Here is a 21985-nt window from a genome sequence, read left to right on the forward strand (position 1 = left end):
TTTACGATATGAAAAAGATATTATTTGCAGCTCCGTTGTTGTCTTTGTTCTTTGCTGCCTGCGACCCGATAGTGGACGAGATAGGAAAGAACAGCAATATAACCGCTGAAGAATTAACTAATTCATTTACTATCTCTGCCAAGAGCGAGGGGAATAACAACTTGACGTTCAATGTTTCTCCCACCCGTTATGTAAAGGTTTACGATGCGAGCACCGATATCTGTGTGGCTATGGGCACTGCACCTACTTGCCAGATTGTGCCTCCTGCGCGCAGCCTTGATTTCTATATCACTACGATGAATCAGGACGGCTCCATTACGAAATCCGAAACGAAAAGCATCAATGTGAAGGAATTTACCGACCTGCCGGCCATCTTTAATGACATCTTTGGCGATGGAAACGGCGGGTTTACCACCCATACATGGGTATGGGATGATACTGCCGGCGATGGTGTATGGGGTAATGGCGGTTATCTGCAAAATAGCGGCCCCAGCTGGTGGGTTGTTCAGTTGAAAGACATTGATGAACAGGCCGCAGGTAAAGGTTTACCCAAAGACGGCAAGGACGGATGGATGAAGATCAGCCTGACCGGAGTAGAGATGAGCCGTGGCGACAAAGGTTCCGTCAAAGTGAGTGAGGACGTGATTAAGGCCGGTTGGGACAAAGGTACCATGACTTTCAGCGGCACTTATCCTTTGATGGGGATTATGGTAAACCATGGAAACACTCCCCAGTATGTTTATCAGATACTGAAAGCCGATGGCGAACATCTCAGGCTTTGTGCCGGCGAGCCGGGAGCCGGAGATTGGGGAACTGCTTGGTTCTGGAACTTCAAGAGAAAGTAGTCAGAAGAGGGAATTGTCAATCGGACTATTTCTGTGCAAGCACTTGTTGTTACACTCGTCCTATGGTCGTTCGTGGCACTTGGCGTTTGCAGAAGAAAAATCGAATGATACAAGTTTTTTATGGTTAAAACAGGAAAGGGTGAGTCGTGAGATTCACCTTTTCACTTCTTTTCCGGAATTTTCTTCTCTTTATGGAATATTGGCTATTATTGGTGTATGCTAAATTTTCAAACGTATGCCGACAGTCCCTGCAAAGCCAGTGAATAGATGCAGCCATTCTTTATTATAAAAGTAAGCGCCAACCTCCCATGATAAATCTGAATTAATCCGGTAGCCGAGAGATGGGCATCTTGGAGAACCTACTGTTTCGTAATCCAGTTCACGATGCTTGTCGACAGATACTGCAAATACCGAGCCTATGCACTTTTAAGTCTCAGCGACCCCTATATGGATTGATGCGTTGGATATAAGGAATAAAGTTGTTGGAATCAAAGAAAAAAACTGCGCGAGGCAAGCAGTAAACTTGTTTGCAACTTGAATCAATCTCTGTTCGCGCCGTGCGAACATAAAAACGCAACCTGCGGATAAACATTCGCACCGTGCGAACAGATATTCGTGCCGTGCGAACAGACATTCGGGAATAAAAGAGCAGCAGGGCTGAAAAGTGAAGTTGTGGGCTTATCGGCTTACTTGGACGCATTTAAACGCCGTGATGCATTGAAGAAAAAGTAGAATGTCCCGTGAATATCCGGAAAAAGTTTTAGCAGGCAGTAATAATTGGCTATATTTGTAGGTAAATAACATTGAATCAACTATATGAAATATACCTCATACACTTATCCTTCCGGTAGAGCCGAAGTATCTGCATTTGTTGTAGATGGCGGAGTGACAGAATATCACGTGATGATACATGCCATCGAGCCGAAGCAGACTTATTGCGAGCAGATGAATGCTGTGCTGGATACGTATGCTGTTTTAGTGAAGAATGAGTTGCCCGGTGCCATAGCCGTATTCAAAAGATTCTTCTTGAGCGACACTGCCAATCAGTCGGAACTGTTGCTCGCTACTATGGCGGAAACCTCCGATTGCGCCCTGTCTGTGGTGGAGCAACCGCCGTTGGGGGGAACTAAAATTGCTTTGTGGGCGTATCTGCAAACCAATGTGCAGACCAAAGTGTTGTCGAACGGACTTTATGAAGTAAGGCACGGAGCATACCGTCAACTATGGATGGGAGGCAGCTTTAACCGTGCAGCCAATTCGGAATATCAGACGCGGTTGCTGTTCAATGATTATGTCATGCAGTTGATGGAACAAGGTTGTTCTTTGGCTGATAACTGCTTGCGTACTTGGATATTTGTGCAGAATGTAGATTGCAACTATGCCGGCGTGGTCAAGGCGCGCAATGAAGTATTCGCTACTCAGAACCTGACGGAAAAGACACACTACATTGCCAGCACCGGTATCGGCGGGCGGCATGCCGACCCGAAAATATTGGTGATGCTCGATGCTTTTGCCATAGAGGGGTTGAAGCCCGGACAAATCAAGTATTTGTATGCCCGTACCCACCTCAGCCCCACTTACGAATATGGGGTCAGCTTTGAACGAGGCACGGCTGTGGATTATGAAGGCCGCAGGTTGGTGCTCATTTCCGGCACGGCAAGCATTAACAACCGTGGAGAAATAATGCATGCCGGTGATGTTCGTCGGCAGACGCAGCGGATGTGGGAAAATGTGGAAGCTTTGTTGAAAGAGGCCGGTTGTTCCTTTGAGGATTTGGGGCATATCATTGTTTATCTGCGCGATATGGCCGATTATACCGTGGTAAAAGAAATGTTCGACATGCGTTTCCCTAATGTGCCGAGAATGATTACGCTGGCTCCCGTCTGCCGTCCGGGATGGCTGGTCGAGATGGAATGTATGGCGGTAAGAGAACTTTAATCCGGATGATATGATGAAACTGTGTTTCCGATTTCTTTTGTGTATAGGATGCCTGTTAGGAGCCGGTTGTGGAAATACCAAACATGGCTATGTGATTGAAGGTACATTGCCCTCGGTGAAGTACGATGGCGAATGGATATATCTCGTACCTATGGAGAATGCTCCGGGACGGGTAGACTCCGTAAAAATAGCCAACGCCTCTTTCTCCTTCTCCGGACAAGGAGAGGAAATGAAGGTATTGCGCGTACGGCCTCTTTTGCGTATCGACATACAAGAGTTATTGGTAGTGACAGAACCGGGTACGATATACGTGACGGCTGATACACTCGGTTCTGTGGCGGGGACTCCGCAGAACGATGCACTGCAAAGATGGAAGGAAGAGAGGGAAAAGATGCAAATGGACTATCGTCTTATTCGGAAGAGGCTGCCGACAGCTACCGGAGAAGATTCGTTACAAATGGTACGGCGCTGTGATAGTTTAAGGGAACAGGAACGGGAGATGAATTTCCTCTTCTTGGAGGAACAAGGAAACAATACGTTGGGGAGATTCATGCAAAACTTTTTACGAAGTACCTTGACGGAAGAGCAACAAAAACGATTGGATGAAAGTCTTCGGTAAAAAATATATGGCAGCAAGTATCTGGAAGATCGGACTGTCGATCCTTTTCGGTGCGATGGTATTTCTTTTCTGGCGATACGTTTATCCTGCCCACCTTTCCTATCAGGAGCAGTTTCAGCTCTTCTTGTTCGATATGGATTATTGGCAGGAACGGATGGCTGTGCCGGGCGGACCGGCCGACTATGTCGCCGAATATTTGACGCAGTTCTATTATTATATAGAGGCAGGTGCCTGTATTCTGGCTTTTTTGTATGTGCTGTTGCAGCGCTTGGTTTGGGCATTGGCAAAGGAACAAGGAACGGCCGATGTCTATTATCCGCTCAGCTTCTTGCCCGTTGTTGTTTTGTGGCATTTCATGGGTGACGAAAATGTGATGCTCTCATTTGTGGTGGCTTTATTGCTTACGTTGGTTGCATGCTATTCATATGCTCGTTTGAAAGGTAGGAAGGGGCGCATAGCTTATGTTCTGGTAGTTCTTCCATTGCTCTATTGGGCAGCCGGGGCGGTTCATTTCATCTTTATGAGTTGGGTGATGATGCGTGAGCTCTGTCCGAACTCTGAAAACAGGCATCTCCGGATCGGTATGGGTGTGATTCCGGGAATTGGATTGTGGGGAGTGGCTTGTCCGTTGTTGGCAAGTATCTGGGCACAGTACCCCATATCCCGATTGATGACAGGTATCGGTTATTACCGTTTTCCGGCTGTCATACCTTGGGTGGGGATAGGCCTTGCCTTTCTACTGGTTCTTATGCCTTTCCTATTGGCTGCTCTCCCTGTGCCGAAGAAACGGATGTTATATGGCGGGGTGCAGTCGGTATTGGTGGCTTTGTTCGGCTGTTACTTTGTTGCCGCCGGTTGTGATATGGACAAGGAAGAAGCGATGAGATACGACCAGCTGGTGCGTAACAAACAGTGGCGGAAGGTTGTAGAGACGGCTGAAAAGAAATCGCCTACCTCGCCTTTTGCCGTAACCTGCCTGAATCTTGCTTTGGCAAAGACCGGACAGATGGGAGACCGTATGTTTGAGTTCTACCAGAACGGTACGGAAGGGCTGTTGCCGGAATTTCAACGTGACTTCACTTCTCCATTGCCCACCGGTGAGGCATATTATCATTTAGGAATGATCAATACGGCTCAACGTCATGCTTTCGAAGCAATGGAAGCGATACCCAACTTCAATAAGAGCGGGCGTTGCTACAAGCGCTTGGCGGAAACGAACCTGATTAACGGGCAGTATGAGGTTGCTGCCAAATATTTGCGGGCATTGAGAAAAACGCTCTTTTATAGAGAGTGGGCGGAAGATGCCATGACCTACCTTTATAATGAAGAGAGAATCAATGCTCATAAAGAATGGGGCTGGCTGAGGCAGATACGATATACGGAAGACTTTTTGTTCAGTAACCGGGAGATAGACGTTATGTTGGGACTGTTGTATCAACAGAATCATCGTAACCGGATGGCTTTTGAGTATATGCTGGCATACGTGTTGCAACAGCGCGATTTGGAACGGTTCATGAAATATTATCCTCTGGGCAGGGATGCCGGTTATGAGCATATTCCCCGCAGCTACCAAGAAGCGTTGGTATATGTATGGACGCAGACACACAAAAACTTCCAAGGGATGCCTTGGAGCATCTCGCCCGGAGTGATACAGCGCGTAACCGACTTTGCGCGCATATATACTTCCCAACAAAATGCCCGACAGCTTTTGCAGGCACGTTTCGGCAATACATACTGGAATTATTTGTTATTAAAGGAATAGAACGGAGATGAAAAGAGTAGTTGCTTGCATAACGACCATATTGTGGTTTGCCGCTTGCAGTGACCCGGTGACCAATCCGGAAAAGGTGGATGCATGGCCGGTCATTTATCCCGACTACATCGGTGTGACTATCCCTGCAACCATTGCTCCCATGAACTTCGATTGTATCGGTGGAGAGCATGAGCGTGTGGATGTGACGGTGGCCGGAGGGAAATCGGGAAGAATACATATCGATGGTAAAAAAGTATCATTCTCGCAAGACGAATGGCGGGCTCTTTTGGAAGCAAACAAGGGAGACAGCCTTTTGTTTACGGTATGTATCAGGCAAGGAGGAATATGGAGGCAGTACCGCCCTTTCCCTATGTATGTCAGTCCTTATCCGATAGATTATGGAGTGGTATATCGTAAGTTGGCGCCGGGCTATGAGGTGTATAGCAAGATGGGCATTTACGAGCGCAATCTTTCATCTTTCGACGAGCGTCCTTTGCTGGAGAATACAATGGTAACCGGGATGTGCCTGAATTGCCATGCTTTCAATAAAACCAATCCCGATTATTTGAGCCTGCACATTCGCGGAAAGAATGGCGGAACCTTGATGCAGATTGATGGAAAACGCGAAATGCTGAATACGAAAACGGACTCTACGCTTTCGGCGTGCGTATATCCTTATTGGCATCCCGGCGGGAAGTATATCGCTTATTCGGTCAACAATACGCGTCAATCGTTTCATACGGTGAAAGAGGAGCGTGTGGAAGTTCTCGACTTGGCATCGGACGTACTGGTGTATCATCCGGAAACACACGAGCTTTTGCGTTCTCCTCTGTTGCAGAAAAAAGAGGTCTTCGAGACATTTCCCGTGTTTTCCTCGGATGGACGTAAACTTTATTTCTGTGCTGCGGAGGCCAGACAGATACCGGCAGAATACAAAGAGATACGCTACAACCTGTGCAGCATCGGTTTTAATCCCGAAGACGGGACATTCGGCGAACAGGTGGATACGCTGGTGAATGCGGCGGCAATGAAAAAAAGTATCTCTTTCCCAAGACCTTCGTACGACGGAAAGTATATCATGTTTACCTTGTCGGATTACGGTAACTTTTCAATCTGGCACAAAGAAGCCGACCTATGGCTGCTGGATTTGCAAGATGGTGCAGTGCGCCCGATAAGAGAGGTAAACAGCAATGATACGGAGAGTTTTCATAATTGGAGCAGTAATTCGCGCTGGTTTGTGTTCAGTAGCCGCAGAGGGGATGGGCTTTATACCCGCCTTTATCTGGCAAGCATGGACGAGAACGGGATGATAAGCAAACCTTTCTTGTTGCCTCAAAAGAATCCGTGGGAATACTATGACCGCTTGGCCTATTCGTACAATGTACCCGATTTCACCTGCGAACCCGTGAAGCTGGAACGTCGGAAAGCGGAGCGGGAGATTGTTTCTGCAAAGCGTGTTCCGGTAAGAGTGAGGCATTAAGATTTTCAGTGCTTTACGCTTGCGTAGTTGTGTGCATGCAACGGGGAAGGTATATGCCCACACTTCAGCAGGCATAAGCCCGCACTTCAGCAGGCGTAAGCCCACACGTCAGCAGGCGTAAGCCCACACGTCAGCAGGCGTAAGCCCGCACTTTAGGAGGCATAAGCCCACACCTCAGGGAAGGTAAGCCCGCACCTTAAGGAAGCTGTCCTTGCACTTTAAGCGATGTAAATCTTGAGTATATAAATCGCAGGCAAGCTTTTCATACAGACCCCATTGTTTTGTATATCGATTATTCGTCAGGGAAATATAGCAAAGAGATAAAATTGTATCATTTTCTCTTACTGCAATCTGTTATCTTTGCACTAAAGATTCAAATGTTATACCTATTGCAATACAAGATAGAAAAACATGGATATGAAAAAACTTAAATTTGCCGCAATGCTTCTTACCGCAGGCATGTTTGCCGCTTGCAGCCCTTCTTCCAAAAAACAAGCGATGAACGAAGAGGCTGCTTCCGCACGTACTTCCGAAACAGAGAAATTACTGGCTAATTTGAAGAAAATTTCTTCAAAAGGCATCATGTTCGGTCATCATGATGATACGGTCTACGGCATCGGCTGGGAAGGCGACGAAGGCCGTTCGGATGTGAAGAGTGTGTGCGGCGATTATCCGGCCGTCATCAGTTTTGATTTGGGAGAATTGGAACTGGGGAATGAAACCAATCTGGATAAAGTTCCCTTTGAAAAAATCAGACAAGAGATTGTCAACCAATATCGGCGAGGAGGGTTGGTTTCGCTCAGTTGGCATGCGCGTAATCCTAAGACCGGAGGCGATGCCTGGGATGTTTCGGATAATACGGTAGTAAAATCCGTTTTGCCGGGAGGAGAGAATCACCCGAAATTTGCTGCTTGGTTGGATGGGGTGGCAAGTTTTCTCAATTCGCTGCAAACAGATGAAGGAACCAAAGTGCCTGTTCTTTTCCGTCCGTGGCATGAACATACCGGAAGCTGGTTCTGGTGGGGAGAAAACTTATGCACACCCGAAGAATACAAGGCTTTGTGGCATATGACGGCAGACAGCTTGCGGGCAAAAGGGGTGAACAATGCGCTATATGCCTACTCTCCGGGTGCAGAGCCCGAAGATACGGCACAATATCTGAAGCGTTATCCGGGAGATGAACTGATCGACGTCGTAGGTTTCGATACATATCAGTTTGACCGTGATATGTTTTTGGCCGGATTGAACAGGGCGCTTGCCGTTACAGACACAGTGGCCAAAGCACACGATAAGGTGATTGCTGTGACCGAAATAGGGTATGAAGGCATTCCCGATGCGAGATGGTGGACGGGAACCTTGCTCCCTGCATTGGAGAAATATCCGGTGGCTTATGTACTGGTGTGGCGTAATGCCCGTGAGAAGACGACGCACTATTATGCCCCCTATCCGAGGCAAACGTCGGCCGAAGATTTTGTGGAATTTTACAACAATCCCAAAACCCTGTTTTCGGCAGATGTCAATCTGTATCAATGAAGCCCCATGGCAAATAATCGAATAAAAATATATAAACTTGATAATAGAGATGGATGTTTTTAAGAAAAAAGTAGAGGAGCTTTTTCAGAAGCATGAAGAGTTAATCACAAGGAAGAATGTGGCGATAGAAGGCGGAAATGGTATCTTCACCAGATATGAATACCCGGTAGTGACGGCGGCTCATACGCCTGTGTTTTGGCGTTATGATTTGGATGAGGTTTCCAATCCGTATTTGATGGAGCGTATCGGCATGAATGCCACGATGAATTCGGGTGCCATCAAGTGGAACGGGAAGTATCTGCTGATGGTGCGTGTGGAAGGCGCTGACCGTAAATCTTTCTTCGCTGTGGCCGAGAGTCCTAACGGCATTGATAATTTCCGTTTCTGGGACTATCCCGTCACAATGCCCGAAGACGTGATTCCGGCAACGAATATTTACGATATGCGTCTCACGGCCCATGAAGACGGATGGATTTATGGTATCTTTTGTGCCGAACGCCACGACAACAAGGCACCTGCCGGCGATTTGTCGTCGGCCACGGCCACGGCTGCCATTGCCCGCACCAAGGACTTGAAAAACTGGGAACGGTTGCCCGACCTGAAGACCAAGAGCCAGCAGCGCAACGTGGTGTTGCATCCTGAGTTTGTGCAGGGCAAGTATGCTCTTTATACCCGTCCGCAAGATGGCTTCATCGATGCCGGAAGCGGTGGAGGCATTGGTTGGGCATTGGTGGATGATATAACCCATGCCGAAGTAAAGGAGGAAAAGATAATAGACCAACGTTACTATCACACCGTCAAGGAGGTGAAAAATGGTGAAGGTCCGCATCCCATTAAAACCCCGAAAGGTTGGCTGCATCTGGCTCATGGAGTTCGCGGTTGCGCCGCCGGATTGCGTTATGTGCTTTACATGTATATGACATCTTTGGAAGACCCGACCAAGCTGATTGCTGCTCCTGCCGGTGCTTTTATGGTACCCGAGGGTGAGGAACGTATCGGTGACGTAAGCAATGTGCTTTTCACCAACGGATGGATTGCCGACGAAGATGGAAAGGTATTCATCTATTATGCTTCTTCCGATACCCGGATGCATGTGGTAACTTCTACCATCGACCGACTGGTGGATTATTGCATGAATACCCCTGCCGACGGTCTGTCTTCATCGGCATCAGTAGAGACTTTGAAGAAACTTATAGATAAAAATCTTTTGAAAGGTATTAGACGTTAGAATTTAGACATAAGGCGTTAGAACCTCTGGGCTTTAAAGAACAGAGTTTTAGAGGTCTAAATCTAACGTCTTATATCTCATCTAATGCTTTACGTCTAAAGTCTGACATCTTATATCTTACATCAAAAAACTATGGTAACATTAAAAGAGAAAATCGGTTATGGCTTTGGAGACATGTCATCTTCCATGTTTTGGAAGATATTCTCCTATTATTTGCCGTTCTTCTATTCGAATATCTTTGGATTGAGTCTGGCCGATGCGGGACTGCTCATGCTGGTGACACGCATTTGGGATGCTGTGTCGGACCCGATGATGGGTGTTATTGCCGACCGTACTCAAACGCGGTGGGGCAAGTATCGCCCTTATCTGTTGTGGGTTGCAGCGCCGTTTGCCGTGGCGGGTATCTTACTCTTTACGACTCCCGATATGGGTACGACGGGCAAGTTGATATGGGCTTATGTCACATACATCCTGATGATGACCGTATATACCGCTATCAATGTGCCTTATGGAGCTATGTTGGGAGTAATGACCGATGACTCGAATACGAAAACGGTTTTCTCTTCCTACCGCATGTTCTTTGCCTATGGAGGGAGTTTCATTGCGTTAGGGGCATGGGAACCGTTGTGTAACTGGTTTAAGGGAATGAATTACAGCAATTCCATCAGTTGGCAATATGCCATGATTTGTATTGCAATGCTCTGCTTCTTGGGCTTTTTGCTCTGTTTCAGTATGACGCGCGAGCACGTCAAGAACGTTGCTTCCAAGTCTGTGAGTAAGGATGTTGGTTCTCTTCTCCGCAACTCTCCGTGGTGGATATTGAACGGTGCTGCCTTGCTTTCCAACCTCTTTAACACAGTGCGTGGCGCCACTGCTGCCTATTTCTTCAAGGATTATGTCAGCGCCACGGCTTTCCTCGATTTCGGCATCTTCAATCTGATGCTTTATGCCGGACTGTTCCTCATGGTGGGCGAGGTGTGCAACATGATTGGTGTGGCGCTGGCTGTGCCCCTTTCGATGAAGTTTGGCAAGAAACCCGCCTATATCCTCTCGTTGGTTGGCTTGGTAGTGTTCAGCATACTCTTCTTCTTTGTTCCGAACAATGAAGCGGGGTGGTGGTTGATGATGGTTTTCCAAGTCCTCATATCCATCTGTACCGGTATCATCTCTCCGCTTGTATGGAGTATGTACGCCGATGTGGCGGACTATGCCGAGCAAAAGGACGGTACGGCATCTACGGGGCTGATATTCTCTTCAGGTTCTATGGCACAGAAGTTCGGAGGTGCATTTGCCGGTTGGGCGGTGATGGCCTTGCTGGCTCTTTTCGGTTATAATACAGCCGAAGACGCCGTGCAGACTCCCGAAGCTATGGACGGCCTGAAGTATTTGATGAGCTTTGTTCCTGCCGCTATTGCGGCACTCTCCACATTGGTGATGTTCATCTATCCGCTGAACAACACCCGGATGGCGGCCATTAATGCCGAATTGAAAGAAAGAAGAAAATAAATGCTTACCGAAATCAATGGATGTAAAGAATATAAAGCAGGAGATGGCGAAGGAGTTGGTTTCGAACATCCTTCCCTTTTGGATGGAAAAGATGACGGACGAAGTGCATGGCGGTTTCTATGGACGCATCACCGGAATGGATGAACTGAAGCCCGAAGCAGAGAAAGGAGCAGTCTTGAATGCACGCATCCTATGGACTTTCTCGGCAGCCTATCGTTTGTTGAGAAAACCTGAATATCTGGAGGTAGCCACACGTGCCAAGCGTGTTATCATCGACCACTTCTACGACAGTGAGTTTGGCGGAGTCTATTGGTCGCTCGATAATGAAAACCGTCCGCTCGACACGAAGAAGCAGATTTATGCGTTAGGTTTTGCCATCTATGGCTTGAGCGAATATGCCCGTGCCACGGACGATAAAGAAGCATTGGACTATGCAATCCGTCTTTTTGGGAGCATTGAGAGGCACAGCTTTGATGCTTTGAAAAACGGTTATTGCGAAGCTTTGACTCGTGAGTGGGGTGAGATAGCCGACATGCGCCTGAGTGCCAAGGATGCGAACGAGTGTAAAACGATGAATACTCATCTGCATATTCTGGAACCTTACACAAACCTCTTCAGAGTATGGAAGGACGCGCAGCTGGAGAAGCAACTTCGTAATCTGATTTCTATTTTTGTAGATAAGATATTGAACATCAAGACCGGTCATCTTGATTTGTTTTTCAATGAAGACTGGGTGAGTAAGTATCGCATTGTATCTTATGGGCACGACATCGAGGCATCTTGGCTGATACATGAAGCAGCGCTTGTGCTCGGCGACAAGGAGGTGCTGGCAAAAGTAGAACCTTTAGTGGAATATATTGCAGCCGCTGCAGACGAAGGTCTGATGTCCGACGGAAGTATGATCTACGAAACATTCTTGGACAAGAAGCAAGATGAGGCGGACCGCCATTGGTGGGTGCAGGCAGAGAACATAGTAGGCCATGTAAACCTTTACCAGCATTTTGGTGACGAGGTTGCCATGCAGAAAGCACTCCGCTGCTGGGAGTTCATCAAAAAGAACCTGATTGATTACAAGAACGGAGAGTGGCATTGGAGCGTACGCATAGATGGTACGATAAACACCGATGATGATAAAGCTGGCTTCTGGAAATGTCCCTATCACAACGGACGGATGTGCATGGAAGTCATGGAACGTTTTTAGCGGTCGGTTGATGCACACTTCTTTACGTGTGGTATAGGTTTTTTCTTCCGCATCATTCCTGTTTTGGAAAGAGGGAGTATTGTATCGTTTTCATGCGTCACCCGATAGGAAAGACCACCGATTGCGATGATTTCTACTTTCAGCTTGCCATTGGGCGAGACAAGCATATAATTCTTTTCCGGAGTTGCGCCAAGCGGATTGTGTCCGAGGTATAATAATAAAGAGATTACGATGCTTTTTATGCAAATGCTGTTTCATAATAGGATAACTTTTTTCTGTTGCAAAGAAAGTGAAAAAAAGAGTGAACGAAGGGACTGAATAGTATAATACCTGATTCGGGATAAGAAGCAGGTCGATAATCTCACCCGGCACCTGTGTTTTAAAGTCAATGCTCATTGATTATCAGTTGTTTATCCCTGCCCTGTCAGACACTTGCCTCTGACGGCTCAAACACTTGTGTCTGTCACGTCAAACACAAGTGTCTGTCACGTCAAACACAAGTGTCTGTCGGCTTGAACACTTGCCTCTGTCACGACAAAGGATTGTAGCTGTCAGACAGGGGGGGCGGTCGGCGTAAAAGGCTCTCTTCTGCCAAATCGCCGTAAACCGGTACATTCAGGAAATATCCGTCCGATAGGATGCAGCCCCTCATCTTTAGCAAAAGGAACTATCTATCCCGAGCTCAGGTAGTATAATGAAAGAATTGTCCCCCAAAGAGAGAATGCGTCTGATAGTTGTTGGTATGAAAGCATCAGAGCATGGTATCCTCGTTGTAACAGAGTCGGGATAGTTGCTTTTCCGTTGACTAAAAAATAGTCCAAACCGATGATACAATTCCCAAAGTACTTTACTGCATTGTTTTTTCGACTATTTTACTACTCTTGTGGATTATTGTTGCGTTTTGTTAAAAGAAAAAGTTCTTTCTTTGTGCTACACCGATATGGATTGCTATAACAATTTCAATATTAGGTTAGAGATGACGGGAGAATAGTTGAAAATGAAATATTAACCTTTAAAACGATGATGTAATATGAAGACACATGAGAAACGAGCCTTATTCGGCAGAGCTGTCTTACGGGTTGCAACTGGTCTTTTTCTTGTGACAGGCGTCGGAATCACTCCCGTACAAATTTTCGCGGAAACGGTGAGAACGATGGGTGTCGAGGCTGTGCAGCAACAATCTGTTACAGTTACAGGTGTTGTGAAAGATAAGAACGGAGAGCCAATCATTGGCGCCAACGTGCTTGAAAAAGGGACGACCAATGGGGTGATAACCAATATAGACGGCCGGTACACGCTGAAAGTACGGAATGCAGATTCTGTATTATCCTTTTCTTATATTGGCTATAAGACTCAAGAAATCATTATCGGGAATAACCGCCAGATTAATGTCACACTCCAAGATGATACGGAGCTTCTGGATGAGGTAGTGGTTATCGGTTACGGCACTCAGAAGAAAGGGGATGTGACAAGTGCTATTTCAAGCGTGAAAGCCGAGAATTTCGTAAAAGGAGCAGTGACTGATGCCGGACAGCTGATTCAAGGTAAAGTGGCCGGATTGAACATCTCTTTACCTTCAGGAGACCCTACCGGAAATTCCCAAATAATGCTTCGTGGCATTTCATCTTTGAAGGGAGGAACTTCTCCATTGGTGCTGGTAGATGGAGTGCCCGGCAGTCTGAATACGGTAGCACCGGAAGATATTGAATCCATAGATGTATTGAAAGACGGTTCAGCAACAGCTATCTATGGCACTCGTGGTACAAACGGTGTAATTATTATCACAACGAAACAAAGCCGTAAAGAAATGCCTCCTACTATTGATTATAACGGATACATGTCTGTCTCAAATATTTTAAAGAGGCCGGACTTTATGAGCGCCGATGATCTTCGTCAGAAATGGAATGAAGGGTATGCTTTCAATGGTGCCAACCTGAAAGATTTCGGTGCTGATACCGATTGGTTGGGAGAGCTGACTCGTACGGCAGTCTCTCATTCGCATAATTTGTCTTTGAGAGGAGGTAGCAAAAACACCAACTATACGGCATCGGCCAATTATACCAAGCGTCAAGGTACTTTTATAAAAACAGACTTTGAAGCTATGAATGTCCGAATGGACATCAGTCATTCCATGTACGACAATAAGTTAACTGCTGACGTCAGTGTATTTGTGAGCCAGCATACAATGCCTCGCAGTTGGAATACATACGCCTACCGGCAAGCTTTAATTCATAATCCGACGGAGCCGATAAAAGATGAAGAGGGTAACTGGTTTGAGCGTGATTTGTATTTCTACGATAACCCTGTAAGCTATATCTGTGAAACGATTGGTGAAATGAAGCGTAAAAATATTCGTTTCAATGGCGGCTTGACTTTTCGACCGGTTGAGTCTTTGATTTTGAAAGCTATGTATGCCCGTCGTAGCACAACAACCACTGACGGATATTACCAGACAAAGAAACATGTATCTACCACCAAGAGCGGCCGTAACGGTTATGCCTACCGCTATGATTCTGATTTCGACAATAATTTGGTAGAATTGACGGCTCATTTTCAGAAAGCTTTTGGAAAGCATAATGTCAGTGCATTGGTAGGTTACAATTATGAGGACAATACGAATTCCAACATGTCAATGACTAACTATGATTTCCCGACAGATGCTTATTCGTATAATAAAATGGAGGCTGGCATGGCATTGAAGCGTGGCGAGGCCTCCATGAGCAGCTATAAGAGTTCCGATAAACTGATTGGCGTATTTGCACGCGTCAGCTGTAATTTCAATGATCGTTATTTATTGATGGCTTCTCTTCGTCACGAAGGCTCTTCCAAGTTTGGTAAAGATCATAAATGGGGTAATTTTCCAGGCATTTCTTTAGGATGGAGAATTGATAGGGAGAACTTTATGAAGAACTTGAATTGGCTGGACAACTTGAAGTTCCGTGTGGGTTACGGCGTGACCGGCATCAATGTGGCAGCTCCCTACACATCGCTTTCCGGATTGAATTATGAAGGCGCTTTCTTATATAAAGGCACATGGGTAAAAGCGCTGGAGACGGTTCGAAATAATAATGCGGATTTGCGCTGGGAAAAGAAGCATGAGTTCAACATCGGTTTGGATTGGGATATATTGAACGGACGGGTGGGAGGTACTATCGACTATTACGTCCGTAAAACCAAAGATGCGCTTTGGGATTATCCTGTTCCTGTTCCGCCTTTTATGTTTTCGTCCATGCTGGCCAATGCCTCGGAAATGGAAAATAAGGGACTGGAGATTCTGGTCCGCGCCATTCCTGTGCAGACAGATAATTTTACTTGGAATACCAACGTTTCTTATTCTACCAATACGAATAAAATCGTTGCTTTGTCGAGCGATAAATTTTCCATGACACAGGATTATTTCTATTCCGGTTATACAGGTGAGCCTATCCAGACAACCACCCATATTGTACAGGTAGGCAGGGCAATCGGCACATTCTATGGTTTGAAATCGGTTGATATTACTGAAGATGGCTTATGGCTGGTTGAAAACAAGAAAGGAGAACATGTGCAGGCAACAGAGGCTGATGCTACAGACTGGCAGGTTCTGGGTAACGGCATTCCCAAACATTATCTGAACTGGAACAATACTTTCAATTTTTTTAATTTTGATTTAAGCGTAAACATGCGTGGGGCTTTTGGCTTCCGGATATTGAATTTTCAACGTATGTATTACGAAAATGCAAAGCCGGAAATCCAATACAACCGCTTGAATTCCGCTTTCGACAAAGTTTATGGAAAAAAACAGCTGAAAGACGAACAACGATATGTAAGTTATTACATTGAAGATGGAGACTACTGGAAAATAGACAATGTAACTTTAGGGTATACCATCAAGCTGCCCAAACAAAAGGTTGTCAAAAATCTACGTGTATATGCGTCGGTTCTGAACTTGGCTACCATCACCGGTTATAAAGGCATGGATCCTGAAGTCCCATTGAGCAGTAGCAGCTATGGATTGCTGGATGCTGGCACGGACAACCGAGACAAGTATCCTACCAATCGCACGTATACTTTCGGCGTTAACCTTACATTTTAAGTCTAATCATACATAAAAGAGAGAACTGTCATGAAACGATTAAAATATAGCGCTTATGCACTCTGCGCATCTGCAATGCTCGGCATGAGCGGTTGCTTTAACTTGGATGAGACACCTTATTCGGAAATTGTTGAAGAAGAATATGTACCGACTGAAGCCGACGAAGTCTCGCTGTTGGCTACCACATATTCCAAACTTCGCTATGTTATGGACTGGTATGGCTTGTTCGACCTGCAAGAAGAGCCTGCTGACGTAATTGTCACCCCTACTCGCCCCAACGGATGGGACGATGGCGGTACCTACAAACAGATGCACAAGCATACATGGGATAACCAACAGGGGCAACCTCAAAGCACTTGGTCTGTGTGCTTCGAGGGTATTGCCAATGCCAATAAGATATTAAAACGTGCCGATGAAGGCTTCTTTGCGGAAAATAGCAAACCGAAAGTCGTGGCTGAAGTAAGGGCTATTCGTGCGCTCTGGTACTCGATTCTTTGCGACACTCACGGAAATGTCCCGATTCAGACCGCATTCAGTGAGGATATTCCTATGCAATCTGCCCGTAAAGAGGTTTTTGATTTCATTATCAGGGAATTGAAAGAGGTGATACCGGATTTGTCTGCTGCTGTAGATAAGACTACTTATGGACGACTTACCAGGTGGGGAGCCAAATGCCTGATGGCCCGTATGTATTTGAATGCCAGTGTGTATACAGGTACTCCGATGTGGAGTGAGTGCCTGGAACAATGTGATGAGATTATCAATAGCAATTTATTCCGTTTGGAATCGAACTACGCGGATATTTTCAAGACAGACAATGCTACTTGTGTGGAAACTATTTTCGCCATTCCATACGATGAGGTTTACAATTCAGGTACCAACAATGGTCCGGTATTCGGGGCACACATGAAGTTCTTGTCTTCAAACAGTCGTAAAGTTTTCAATATGCAGTCCACACCTTGGGGAGGATCAGCTGCAAATCCCCAGTTTATCAATAGCTATGACAAGAGTGATATGCGTTTGAAATACTCTTGGTTGCAAGGTGACCAGTATAGCCCCGACGGGGTCTTGATTACAACATTTCCCAATAGATTGCCGAGTATCTATAAGACAGGGACAGATGACGGTTATCGTATAGGTAAATATGAAATTAAAATAGGAGCCAAAAGCTTGCTGAGCAATGACTTCCCATATTTTCGTTACGCAGAGGTATTGCTGATGAAAGCAGAATGCTTACTCCGTTTAAGACAGAATGAAGCGGAAGCCGCTAATCTCGTATCACAAATTCGCGAACGTGCGTTCCGTGAATCAGCCCATCCGGAAAAAGCGATGGTTGATGCAGCTTGGTTGAAGGGAGATACGCATATACAATATGGCACACTTGATGAGAATGGTAATATTGATTCCGTAGGCAATACTGATCCTGTAGAATTAGGTGGACTTTATGATGAATGGGGTTGGGAGTTTGCAGCCGAGGCTCGTCGTCGTATTGATATGATTCGGTTTGGAACTTTCCAAAAAAAGAGTTGGTTTAATCATGCCCCAGTAGAGAATGATCTGAATGGAAATTCTATTTTATTTCCTATCCATTTGGAAGATTTGAATAAAAATCCTAATCTGCAACAGAATCCGGGTTATGCCGGCAGATAAAAGAATTGATACATGATTAATTGATGTTGTGTAAAAGCCCGATTTTGCTTATTGAGATTGGGCTTATACTGATTTTTACTAAAAACAGAAAAGAATGAATAAATCTTTTTCTTTCATAATGGGATTATGCTTATGGGCAATCTCAGCTGATATATTTGCCTTGAGCTTGGGAGAGCTTGATATTTATAAGATGATACAAACAAGTGATTCTGGGATGCGGACCATCGCCTCGGTAGAGCAGATAGTTGTTCATTGCCCTGTAGGGACGGTGCCTCGACTGCCCTATCAAGTATGGGTGACTTATTCGGATGGGCAGGCCGGATTTCGCCAAACCAAATGGAGCAACGCCGCACTTGCCACGGAGCTGCAAGAGGCCGATGCTTGCACTCATCCTGCTGGAAGCATATATATGATAAATGGTCATATCATAGGCGACGATACAACAGCTAACGGTTATCCTATTTCTGCAAGAATAGAAGTGATAAGCGAAGGGTACGAAACTCCTACCAGACCCATTGCAAACACCCTTCCGTTGACTGATGTGATTATTGACGGCAATAATCGGTTGGTGTCGAACCGTGATTTGGCCATCAAAGAGATTGTAGGTTGGGATGTTACTCAGCAGTTGTATAATTATCGAGATACATATGGACTGAGTACGGAAGGGTATACTCGTTCCGACGGATGGGACTCGCCGGATATCAAGTTGAAAGGACACGGCTCGGGGCATTATATGTCAGCATTGGCGTTGGCCTACGCTGTTGTTGCGGACACCGCGCAAAAGTCTGTTTTGCGGCGAAATATCACCCGAATGGTTGATGAACTGCGTGAATGTCAGGAACGTACTTTTGTATGGAGCAAGGAATTGGGAAGGTATCTTGAAGCACGTGACTTTGCTCCCGAGGAGATGCTAAAGGAAATGAAAGGAACGTGGGAGGACTTTGATAAGTACAAGACTCAATGGGCCACTTATGGCTATGGTTACCTGAATGCCATTCCGGCTCATCATCCGGCACTTATAGAGATGTATCGCGCCTACAACAACTCCGATTGGGTGTGGGCGCCTTACTATTCCATTCACAAACAATTGGCCGGGCTGATAGATATAGCCACTTACATGGATGACAAGGCCGTTGCCGACAAGGCTCTTTTGATAGCCAAGGACATGGGGTTGTGGGTATGGAACAGAATGCACTATCGCACTTATGTAAAAACAGATGGTACGCAAAATGAGCGTAGGGCACGCCCGGGCAATCGCTATGAAATGTGGAACATGTACATTGCCGGAGAGGTAGGCGGCATCGGGGAATCTCTGGCACGTCTTTCAGAGATGGTTGATAATCCGGAAGAGCGTATGCGCTTGATAGAAGCTTCCAATTGTTTTGACAGTCCGGCTTTTTATGAACCTTTATCGAAAAACATCGATGATATACGTAACCGGCATGCCAATCAGCATATTCCGATGATTATCGGTGCGTTGAGAAGTTATCTGACCAATAACAACCCCTTCTATTACAATTTGTCTGAGAATTTTTGGAGTTTGATACAAGGTCGCTACCGCTATTCTACCGGTGGTGTGGGTAACGGAGAAATGTTCCGTCAACCCTATTCCCAGATATTGAGTATGGCCATGAATGGGGTTTCTGAAGGAGAGAGTCGTCCGAACCCAAATATCAATGAGACTTGTTGTGCCTATAATCTGCTGAAATTGACCAAGGAACTAAACTGCTTTAACCCTGACGATGCGCGGTATATGGATTATTATGAGCGTACTCTTTATAACCAGATTATCGGTTCGTTGCATCCTACATGCTATCAGACCACTTACCAGTATGCGGTAGGGCTGGATGCTTCTAAGCCTTGGGGTAACAAGACGCCGCAATCTACCTGCTGCGGAGGTACCGGATCTGAAAATCATGTGAAATATCAGGAAGCTACGTGCTTCGTCTCGGATAATACATTATGGGTGGCTTTATACATGCCAACCACTCTTCAATGGAAAGAGAAAGGAATAACGTTGAAACAGGAATGCTTATGGCCGGCGGAGAGTTCTACAGTCAAGGTGGTGAGTGGAAAAGCCGACTTTTCGATGAAGCTGCGTGTACCTTATTGGGCAACCGAGGGATTTAACGTAAAAGTAAACGGGGTGTCGGTGGCCGGTTATTATCAACCTTGTACTTATGTGGTAATTCCTTCTCGTCATTGGGAAGAAGGAGATGTTGTGGAAATAACCATGCCGTTCACTAAACACATAGACTATGGGCCTGATAAACTTCCTGTCGAGTTAGCCGGTCAGAGCGGAACACAACCGGAAGCTTCTTGGGTGGGGACATTAATGTATGGGCCATTTGCTATGACGGCCACCAATATAAACAATTGGTCGGAAGCCACCTTGAATATCGATTCTCGCTTAGCTACTATTGTGACAGTGAAATCGGATGGTGTAGGGGCTGGCGCTGATGGTAATTTATATAGTTTTACTCAGGGTGGACACGTATTCCTGCCGGACTATTACCGCCATGACCATTCAACCCATTATTTCCGTATTAATCATATCGATTCTCCATCTTCGGAATTGAAGATGGCTTTATTTACTAAGTTGAGGGAGCTTACGGCTTATAATAAGAAGAATTATACTAAAGCAAGTTTCAAACACCTGGAGAAGACTATGAAAGAAGGAGAAAAAATAATGGGAAAACTTATGGTTACGGAAACCGAAATCTCGACAAGTATGGCGGCTATCGACGAAGCAGTAAAAGGATTGAATGCTTTCAGGTTGGATAAAAGTAATCTGCAAGCGGCTATTCGTTCTGCCGAAGGCCAAGATTCTTCTCTTTATACTACGGTCAGTTTTGAAGCTTTGCAGACAGAGCTTAGTGCGGCTTACGAGGTGATGGATAGCGGTAATCAGCAGGAGATAATCGATCGCCGAACATTGGCTCTGAAAGATGTTATTACTGCTCTGGTGATGGCAGGCAGTGTAGATAAGAGTTCGCTGAAAGAACTTCTGAATGTTGGTATGGAGCGGATAGCTGAGCAGGAGAGGTGGAAAGCTCTTGCCGTAAAAGTTCCGGAGCATGCGCCTTGGGCACATTTCGGCTTCCTTCGTCTACAACATACACTGAAAGAAGCACAAAATATCTATGATAATAAAGATAGGATTTATTCGCAAGAAGAAGTTGATGCGGCGGCTGCAACACTGAATATGGCCATCAATGCAATGCGTCCGGGCAACTTGCCGGAGATGGAAGATTTACGTCCTTTATCAGCCTTGTTAAGGCGTGTGGGAACGGTGGATGACTCCACCGAACCGATTCTGAAAAAAGCTGTGGAGTACGCTCGAATGGTTATGAAATACGTAGCTGACGGTAGTGGGACAAAAGATATGATAGAGACAGCTATAGTTCGTTTGAAAATAGTGGTGGAACAATGAACGATGACTTTTTATGTTTTTTTAGTTGTGACTTAATTGGAGTTCGTGGTAGCACTTTAAGTTTGTCTCATGAAGTACCTGTATCAGCTAAGGCTGTGGGCAGATCCCGTACTTACTTCGTACATATAGAGGTCTCTTTATACGGAGTGAATACTGCTCTAATACAGACCTGGGTTCGGGATAAGTGGTTACTTTTGCTAAAGATGCGGTGCTGCATCCTGCCGGGCGGATATTTCCCGGATGCACCGGTTTACGGTGATTGGGCAGAAGAGAAGAGAGCCTTTCAGGCCGACCGCTCTCTCCCCCTGTCTGACAGCCGCAAGCCTTTGTCGTGACAGACACAAGTGTTTGAGCCGTCAGAGGCAAGTGTCTGACAAGGGAGATGTAAACTATTGATAACCAGTGGAGTTTAGCTTTGGAACACAAGCCGGCGGATGAGACTATCGACCTGTTTCTTATCCCGAACTCAGGTAATGCAGAGATGGCATAGAGGGAAAACGGTGTATTTGCCCATATGTGGGACTGAAAAAGCAGATAGAAAATCTATTTATGAAGAAATGTGTAAACATAATGAGGAAAGCATTATTTTTACACTCTCGAAAGACAGCCTGTCGACAAACTTATGATTGGTCGCGATGGGAGATACCTGCCCGGACACAGGATTAATCCGGGAAATGGTAAGGAGAATGCTCGGTGATCTTATTGCATTAAAATTTCGGGAAGC

General features: G+C 45.8%; 14 protein-coding genes. 13 read left to right on the forward strand and 1 reads right to left on the reverse strand.

Going from position 1 to position 21985, the window contains the following annotated elements; all coding sequences use genetic code 11:
- Window positions 1-8: 8 nt before the first annotated feature.
- The 9 genes from C3V43_RS14555 to C3V43_RS14595 all read left to right on the forward strand — a co-directional run bounded on the left by C3V43_RS14555 (window position 9) and on the right by C3V43_RS14595 (window position 12103).
- Window positions 9-845, forward strand: coding sequence for a hypothetical protein (locus C3V43_RS14555; RefSeq protein ID WP_106070355.1), 837 nt, complete (start codon window positions 9-11; stop codon window positions 843-845).
- Between the two features lie 816 nt (window positions 846-1661).
- Entirely contained in the window at window positions 1662-2783 is a 1122-nt protein-coding gene (locus C3V43_RS14560; protein ID WP_106070356.1) for a Rid family hydrolase, read from the forward strand.
- A 10-nt stretch (window positions 2784-2793) separates the two neighbouring features.
- Window positions 2794-3402, forward strand: coding sequence for a DUF4369 domain-containing protein (locus C3V43_RS14565; protein ID WP_235655863.1), 609 nt, complete (start codon window positions 2794-2796; stop codon window positions 3400-3402).
- 7 nt (window positions 3403-3409) lie between these two features.
- Window positions 3410-5164: a DUF6057 family protein gene (locus tag C3V43_RS14570; RefSeq protein WP_106070630.1), complete on the forward strand. Its 1755-nt coding sequence runs from the start codon at window positions 3410-3412 to the stop codon at window positions 5162-5164.
- Window positions 5165-5171: 7 nt separating this feature from the next.
- Window positions 5172-6635 (forward strand): TolB family protein, encoded by a 1464-nt coding sequence (locus C3V43_RS14575; RefSeq protein ID WP_106070357.1) that lies wholly within the window; start codon window positions 5172-5174, stop codon window positions 6633-6635.
- A gap of 417 nt (window positions 6636-7052) precedes the next feature.
- Window positions 7053-8168 carry a glycoside hydrolase family 26 protein gene (locus C3V43_RS14580; protein ID WP_106070631.1) on the forward strand — a complete coding sequence of 372 codons (1116 nt, stop codon included), beginning with the start codon at window positions 7053-7055 and terminating at the stop codon, window positions 8166-8168.
- Between the two features lie 49 nt (window positions 8169-8217).
- On the forward strand, window positions 8218-9396 hold the full coding sequence (locus tag C3V43_RS14585) for a glycoside hydrolase family 130 protein (protein WP_106070358.1): 1179 nt from the start codon (window positions 8218-8220) through the stop codon (window positions 9394-9396).
- Between the two features lie 132 nt (window positions 9397-9528).
- The gene (locus tag C3V43_RS14590; RefSeq protein WP_106070359.1) at window positions 9529-10902 is read left to right on the forward strand and encodes an MFS transporter; all 1374 of its coding nucleotides are present in this window, start codon (window positions 9529-9531) and stop codon (window positions 10900-10902) included.
- 16 nt (window positions 10903-10918) lie between these two features.
- Window positions 10919-12103 (forward strand): AGE family epimerase/isomerase, encoded by a 1185-nt coding sequence (locus tag C3V43_RS14595; protein ID WP_106070360.1) that lies wholly within the window; start codon window positions 10919-10921, stop codon window positions 12101-12103.
- Here the strand turns inward: C3V43_RS14595 and C3V43_RS14870 are convergent.
- The gene (locus C3V43_RS14870) at window positions 12100-12270 is read right to left on the reverse strand and encodes a hypothetical protein (protein ID WP_217349954.1); all 171 of its coding nucleotides are present in this window, start codon (window positions 12268-12270) and stop codon (window positions 12100-12102) included. The two genes, C3V43_RS14595 and C3V43_RS14870, sit on opposite strands and share 4 nt — an antisense overlap.
- A 986-nt stretch (window positions 12271-13256) precedes the next feature.
- Here C3V43_RS14870 and C3V43_RS14600 point away from each other — a divergent pair.
- From C3V43_RS14600 to C3V43_RS14845, 4 genes are all read left to right on the forward strand, one after another.
- On the forward strand, window positions 13257-16178 hold the full coding sequence (locus tag C3V43_RS14600; protein ID WP_235655864.1) for a SusC/RagA family TonB-linked outer membrane protein: 2922 nt from the start codon (window positions 13257-13259) through the stop codon (window positions 16176-16178).
- A 30-nt stretch (window positions 16179-16208) separates the two neighbouring features.
- Entirely contained in the window at window positions 16209-17828 is a 1620-nt protein-coding gene (locus C3V43_RS14605) for a RagB/SusD family nutrient uptake outer membrane protein (RefSeq protein WP_106070362.1), read from the forward strand.
- A gap of 190 nt (window positions 17829-18018) precedes the next feature.
- Window positions 18019-21261: a beta-L-arabinofuranosidase domain-containing protein gene (locus tag C3V43_RS14610; protein WP_235655865.1), complete on the forward strand. Its 3243-nt coding sequence runs from the start codon at window positions 18019-18021 to the stop codon at window positions 21259-21261.
- Window positions 21262-21455: 194 nt separating this feature from the next.
- Window positions 21456-21596 (forward strand): hypothetical protein, encoded by a 141-nt coding sequence (locus tag C3V43_RS14845; RefSeq protein WP_164996261.1) that lies wholly within the window; start codon window positions 21456-21458, stop codon window positions 21594-21596.
- Window positions 21597-21985 lie beyond the last annotated feature (389 nt).

Source organism: Prevotella heparinolytica, from assembly GCF_002998535.1.
GTDB classification, from domain to species: domain Bacteria; phylum Bacteroidota; class Bacteroidia; order Bacteroidales; family Bacteroidaceae; genus Bacteroides; species Bacteroides heparinolyticus.

What these genes read in the sequence shown, in the direction of transcription:
- C3V43_RS14585 (WP_106070358.1), top strand. Translation starts at nt 8,218, where the DNA reads ATGGATGTTTTTAAGAAAAAAGTAGAGGAGCTTTTTCAGAAGCATGAA.
- C3V43_RS14555 (WP_106070355.1), top strand. Translation starts at nt 9, where the DNA reads ATGAAAAAGATATTATTTGCAGCTCCGTTGTTGTCTTTGTTCTTTGCT.
- C3V43_RS14605 (WP_106070362.1), top strand. Translation starts at nt 16,209, where the DNA reads ATGAAACGATTAAAATATAGCGCTTATGCACTCTGCGCATCTGCAATG.
- C3V43_RS14575 (WP_106070357.1), top strand. Translation starts at nt 5,172, where the DNA reads ATGAAAAGAGTAGTTGCTTGCATAACGACCATATTGTGGTTTGCCGCT.
- C3V43_RS14580 (WP_106070631.1), top strand. Translation starts at nt 7,053, where the DNA reads ATGAAAAAACTTAAATTTGCCGCAATGCTTCTTACCGCAGGCATGTTT.
- C3V43_RS14565 (WP_235655863.1), top strand. Translation starts at nt 2,794, where the DNA reads ATGATGAAACTGTGTTTCCGATTTCTTTTGTGTATAGGATGCCTGTTA.
- C3V43_RS14570 (WP_106070630.1), top strand. Translation starts at nt 3,410, where the DNA reads ATGGCAGCAAGTATCTGGAAGATCGGACTGTCGATCCTTTTCGGTGCG.
- C3V43_RS14595 (WP_106070360.1), top strand. Translation starts at nt 10,919, where the DNA reads ATGGATGTAAAGAATATAAAGCAGGAGATGGCGAAGGAGTTGGTTTCG.
- C3V43_RS14610 (WP_235655865.1), top strand. Translation starts at nt 18,019, where the DNA reads ATGATACAAACAAGTGATTCTGGGATGCGGACCATCGCCTCGGTAGAG.
- C3V43_RS14590 (WP_106070359.1), top strand. Translation starts at nt 9,529, where the DNA reads ATGGTAACATTAAAAGAGAAAATCGGTTATGGCTTTGGAGACATGTCA.
- C3V43_RS14870 (WP_217349954.1), bottom strand. Translation starts at nt 12,270, where the DNA reads ATGCTTGTCTCGCCCAATGGCAAGCTGAAAGTAGAAATCATCGCAATC.
- C3V43_RS14560 (WP_106070356.1), top strand. Translation starts at nt 1,662, where the DNA reads ATGAAATATACCTCATACACTTATCCTTCCGGTAGAGCCGAAGTATCT.
- C3V43_RS14600 (WP_235655864.1), top strand. Translation starts at nt 13,257, where the DNA reads ATGGGTGTCGAGGCTGTGCAGCAACAATCTGTTACAGTTACAGGTGTT.